3 protein-coding genes are annotated in these 5,344 nt (G+C 66.8%); all 3 read left to right on the forward strand.

The features are described from left to right. The first annotated feature begins 61 nt into the window (after positions 1-61). The 3 genes from BJF77_RS00820 to BJF77_RS00830 all read left to right on the forward strand — a co-directional run bounded on the left by BJF77_RS00820 (position 62) and on the right by BJF77_RS00830 (position 4,791). Positions 62-1,465, forward strand: coding sequence for an APC family permease (locus BJF77_RS00820; protein WP_369821338.1), 1,404 nt, complete (start codon positions 62-64; stop codon positions 1,463-1,465). 352 nt (positions 1,466-1,817) lie between these two features. Continuing rightward, positions 1,818-3,497 (forward strand): amidohydrolase, encoded by a 1,680-nt coding sequence (locus BJF77_RS00825; protein WP_047803669.1) that lies wholly within the window; start codon positions 1,818-1,820, stop codon positions 3,495-3,497. 133 nt (positions 3,498-3,630) lie between these two features. Beyond that, positions 3,631-4,791 (forward strand): MFS transporter, encoded by a 1,161-nt coding sequence (locus tag BJF77_RS00830; protein ID WP_075871013.1) that lies wholly within the window; start codon positions 3,631-3,633, stop codon positions 4,789-4,791. Positions 4,792-5,344 lie beyond the last annotated feature (553 nt).

The raw sequence follows: 5,344 nt of genomic DNA on the forward strand, positions 1-5,344 counted from the left end.
CTCGGTCGTGGACTCTGACACGGCCGTCTCCTTTCGGATCAGGCCGGACCCTCACACACCGTTGTTCTTACAGTCCCTCTTCCTGGTCCTGGCAGCGGTGGCACCCCTGACCGGCATCATCGTCGTCACCGCCCTGGGCATCGCGCTGGGCAACGGTGGCGGAATGGTGGGCTCCTTCCTGATCGTCACCGTCGTCCTGCTCCTGTTCGCCGTGGGCTACGCCCAGATGTCGAAGGAACTCGTCAACGCCGGCGGGTTCTACGCCTTCGTGCTCAAAGGACTCGGCAGGCCACTGGCTCTCGTGGCAGCACTGATCGCCCTGATCGGCTACAACTTCTTCGTCGCCGGCGCGGTGGGCACGATCGGATTCTTCGCCCAGACCATCACCACCCAGCTCACCGGCATCGACCTCCACTGGTTCCTCTGGAGCGTGGTCGCCGTGGTGGCGGCCTTCCTGCTCAGCCGTCAGGGCATCGACTTCAGCGCCAAGGTCCTGGGGGTGGCGCTGGTCCTCGAGGTCTCGATCCTGCTGGTCTTCGACGTCGCCGTGCTCCTCCGTGACGGCTTCACCACCGAGGTCTTCGATCCGCAGATCGTCTTCTCCGGAGCAGTGGGCATCGGCCTGCTCTTCGCGGCCAACGCCTTCATCGGTGTCGAGGCGACCGGTCTGTTCAGCGAGGAGGCCCGCAACCCGATCCGCACCATCCCCCGGGCGACGTTCACCGCCATCGGCTTCATCGGCGCCTTCGCGGCCGTCAGCACCTGGGCGATCATCAGCGCTGTCGGCGCCACCACCGCGCAGACCACCGCGATCTCGCACCTGGAGGCCGGCGATCTCGTGTTCGCGCTCTCAGACCGGTACCTCGGGTCGACCTTGACCACTGTGATGATGCTGCTGCTCCTGGTGAGCCTCTTCGCCGCCCTGATGGCCCTGCACAACTCCGCGACCCGTTACATCTACTCCCTCAGCCGCGCCCGCATCCTGCCGCCCGGCCTCAGCCGCACCCGTGACAACGGCACCCCGCAGCGGGCCTCCGTGGCTCAGTTCACCGTCGGAGTGGGCATCGCGGCCCTGTTCGCGATCTTCGGCCTGGAACCGCTGACCTCGCTCGTCCCGAGCATGACCGGCTTCGGCACCCTGGGGATCCTCGTGCTCCAGGTGCTGGCCGCCCTCGCCGTCGTGGTCCACTTCCGCCGTGCCCGCGACCCCCGGCTCGGCCGCACCCTCATCGCCCCCGGTCTGGGATTCCTGGGCCTGGTCGGCATCGTGACCCTGGCGTTCATCAACTTCCCCGTCCTCGCCGGATCCGACGCCCTCGTCATCACCTTGCTGCCCTGGCTGCTGCTCGTGGCGCTCGTGGGAGGCCTCGGCTACGCGGCCCACCTCCGGGCGAACCGCCCGGAGGTCTATGAGGCCCTCAACGAGGACCTCGAGCGGGTCGAGGTGGGGCGAGACCGAACCTGAAGAACGGCAGGCAGCGTGAGAATCCACAGGCCGGGGTGCTGTGAGAGGCGGGCATGTCAGCTCACGGACCCCCGCTGATGAGCTGACTGACCAACCCGCGCCCTCACAGGCATGCACTGGTCAGCACCTTGGGAATCCATGCGCTCTCCAGTGCACGGTGCCGGTTCACGCCGGACTGTCGAGCGACCTGTCGGGCAGTGCACGGCAGGCCACAAGTCTCATGGGCCACGAGATCAACAGCGGCTCCATCTCCTTGTACGCGGATCGTCAACGGCTGTGCGTGCTTCGGCAAACGCCTACCGAAATCGCACTCCTAAGGTGACCAACAACACAGCAAAAGGAACGGAACATCATGAACGCACAGCCTGCCGATCTGATCCTGATCAACGGCGTCATCGACACGTTGACGGCCGAGACGCCGCGCACCTCGGCCATCGCGGTCCGGGACGGGAAGGTCATGGCACTCGGCGTCGACACCACGTCATTGCGCGGGGCGGAGACCACCGTGGTCGATCTGGCGGGCGCGTATGTGATGCCGGGACTGATGGACGTCCACAACCACCACCTGCTGGCCGGGCAGATGGATCTCTTCGAGCTGGACGCACCTCCGACCCTGAGCCTGGAGGAACTGCTGGAAGCGGTAGCCGCCCACGCCGCCGGCCTGGGCGCGGAGGAGTGGGTGATCGGCGGCAGCTGGGGGTCAGGCCTCCTGGGACAGCTCAACACCTTCGAGGCGCGCGCCCAACTGGATGCAGCCACGGGGGGCCGGCCGGCGCTGCTCAAGGACGACAGCAAGCACAACCGTTGGGCCAACACGCGCGCCCTGGAACTGGCAGGCATCCAGGACGGCACCCCGGACCCCGAAGGCGGGCAGATCCTTCGCGACGGAACCGGGCAGGCCACCGGCGTGCTGCTGGAAGCCGGTGGGGTGCTGGTGGAGCAGGCCCTGGCCCGACTGCGGCCAACGCCCACGGAAGACCTGGCTCGCGCCGCCGCCCGCGGAATCGAGATCCTGCACTCCTACGGCATCACCGCCTTCCAGGACGCGGCCGCCTCCTTGCAGCTGATGCAGGCGTTGAAGACGCTGGACGACGCCGAGCAGCTGCACGCATGGGTGGTCACCTCCATGCAGGCCAACGACTTCATCTTCGGCACCACCCCGCTGGGGGAAGGCATCATCGCCCACCGCGATCGAACACGCAGCACCCATCACCGCCCGGACTTCATCAAGATCTTCCTGGACGGCGTGCCGCCCGCCGGCACCGGCGCCTTTCTGGAGCCGTACCTGCCCGAGTCCGGCTTTCCCGCCTGCCACTGCGGCACCACCACCATGGACCCGGGCGAGCTGGAGGGCTGGCTGTTGCGGACCGCGGAACGCGGAATCTCCGCCAAGATCCACTGCACCGGCGATGCGTCCGTGCGCATGGTCCTCGACACCGTGGAAAAAATCCGTGCGGCCGGGCACATCGAGCCGAAATACCACATCGCCCATGGTCAGTTCGTCCACCCCGACGACATCACACGGTTCGCCGAACTGGACGTCACCGCCGACATCTCCCCGGCCCTGTGGTTCCCCGGTGTGATCTCCGAAGCCATCGCCACCGTGCTGCCCGCCGAGCGCGCCTCGAAGATGCAACCCAACCGAGCGCTGCTGGATGCCGGTGCCCGCATCGCGGGAGGCTCCGACTGGCCCGTGAGCGTCTCCCCGAACGCATGGGAGGCAATCTACGGACTGGTCACCCGGCAGGATCCCACAGGCCAGTTCCCCGGTGCCCTCTGGCCGGAGCAGGCCATCACCCTGGAAGAGGCCATCCGCGTCTACACCACCACGTGCGCCGAAGCCATGGGCCTCGACGACATCACCGGGTCCCTCGCCGTGGGCAAGTCCGCCGACTTCGTGGTGCTCAGCGACAACCCGCACGAGATCGACATCGACCGCCTTCCCTTCATCACCGCGCACCAGACATGGTTCGCCGGGACAAAGGTCTACGACTCGGCCCACGCCCACACATTGGACACCGCCAGGTCCTAGGCCTCAACAGTGGGGTTCGGCCTCAGCGTGAGACAGACCACGGCACCGCCCTGCCTGCACCACCGGCCGGGACCTCGCCCCCTGCTTCCCCTCTCGACGTATCAGCCTTCATCACGCCCACCAGGGAGATCCCATGACCACTGCTCTGCGCAGGCCTGAAGCCCCGGCCGGATCCGACCGAGGAACCTACACCTACATCTCCGTCTACAGCGCTGTTCTCTATACGGTGCTGCTCACCGCTCCCGTCGTCGCGGGAAAACTGGCCGAGCAGTTCGCCCTCACTCCCGTACAGGTCGGTGCGCTCTTCTCGGCCGAGCTGGGAGCCTTCAGCCTGGCCACCATCCCGGCCTACCTGTGGCTGCGGCGCCTGAACCTGCGCACGGCCACCTACCTGTTCACCGCGGTCGTCGTCCTGGGCAATCTGATCTCAGGGTTCCTCGACGACTTCGGCTGGCTGGTGGCGGCCCGGGTCGTGACCTCACTGGCAGCCGGATCGATCACCGTCATCCTCCTGACCCTGAGCGGAAGAACCAGCAACCCCAGCCGCGCCTTCGGTCTGTTCGTCGTCTTCCAACTGGCCATGGGCGCTCTCATCCTGGCCGTCTTCCCCGCCCTGTACGCCGGCACCGGAGTAGCCGCCATCTACTGGACCCTCGCAGGACTGGCCGCAGTATGTGTTGTGGTGGTGCCCCGAATCGATGGGGAAGCACTGCGCGAGCCCGCCGCTTCCCTCGCCACCTCCGGAGCACGACCGCCGCTGGCGCAGTACATCACAGGCCTGGCGGCGGTCCTGCTGTTCTACGTCGCCCTGAGCGGCGTGTGGTCCTTCATGGCGCAGATCTCCGCCGACGCCGGGATCGGCCTGTCGGCCACCAGCCTCGTTCTTTCCGTGGCCACCGTGGCCGGCATCGCTTCCGCCCTACTGGCCACCATTCTCGGTGACACACCGCGCCGGCGCATGTACCTGCGTCTCGGCTACATCGGCATGGCCCTGAGCGTTGCCCTGCTCTTCGGCACGCCTGGACTACTGCGGTTCGCGGTGGCAGCGGTGGTCTTCAAGTTCGCCTGGACCCTGATCCTGCCCTACCTGCTCTCCACGCTCAGCGACGTCGGCGGCATCCAGGTCATGAACACCACCAACTTGATGATCGGCACCGGCTTCGCCGTCGGCCCGATCGTCAGCGGCACCCTGGCCGAGACCATGGGATTCGGCGCAATGCTCGCCTTCTCCCTGGTGGCCGTCATGGCTTCGTTGCTGTGCGTGCTGGTGGTACAGCGCAAAACCACACCCTGAAGAACCCACCTCCCGCACCGGTCGGTGCTGCCACACCGAAAGGCGGCCGGCGGGGTGCCAATCCGTGCGGGAGACGGTGGAAGGGCAACTGAATCACCGGGGACATCTGGCGCGTCGAGCACCCCACGCTTCACACATGGCCCGGACAGCGGCCATCGAGGCGACTCGACGTCACCCATCAGTGCGGCAGTCCAGGTTGGTCTGGTCCGGGGAAACGGAAAGCTCCTCGTCCACCCGGGTGGATGGACGAGGAGCTTCCGGTGGAAGCAGCAGCGGAACCACAGCGCACACGGGGCCTCCGCCGGTGACCTGTGTTTTCCTCCCGGCGCAGGCCTGTCATCGGGTCATGGCTGACAGCTCGAGTCCTTGGTCCGATACGTGGTGCACGCCTGCCGTGACCTTTTCGCCTGGTGGCTCTCGACGGTGATGGAAGCGGTGACCCGTTCCGGTGATGGTGGGAAGAACCATGGTGTTACAGCCGTTTGCCGGCGGTGAGGGAGGCGGTCATGAACTCGGCGACGACCTGTTGGGAGATGGCCACGTCGAGGACGAA

Source organism: Kocuria sp. CNJ-770 (assembly GCF_001942375.1).
Taxonomy (GTDB): domain Bacteria; phylum Actinomycetota; class Actinomycetes; order Actinomycetales; family Micrococcaceae; genus Kocuria; species Kocuria oceani.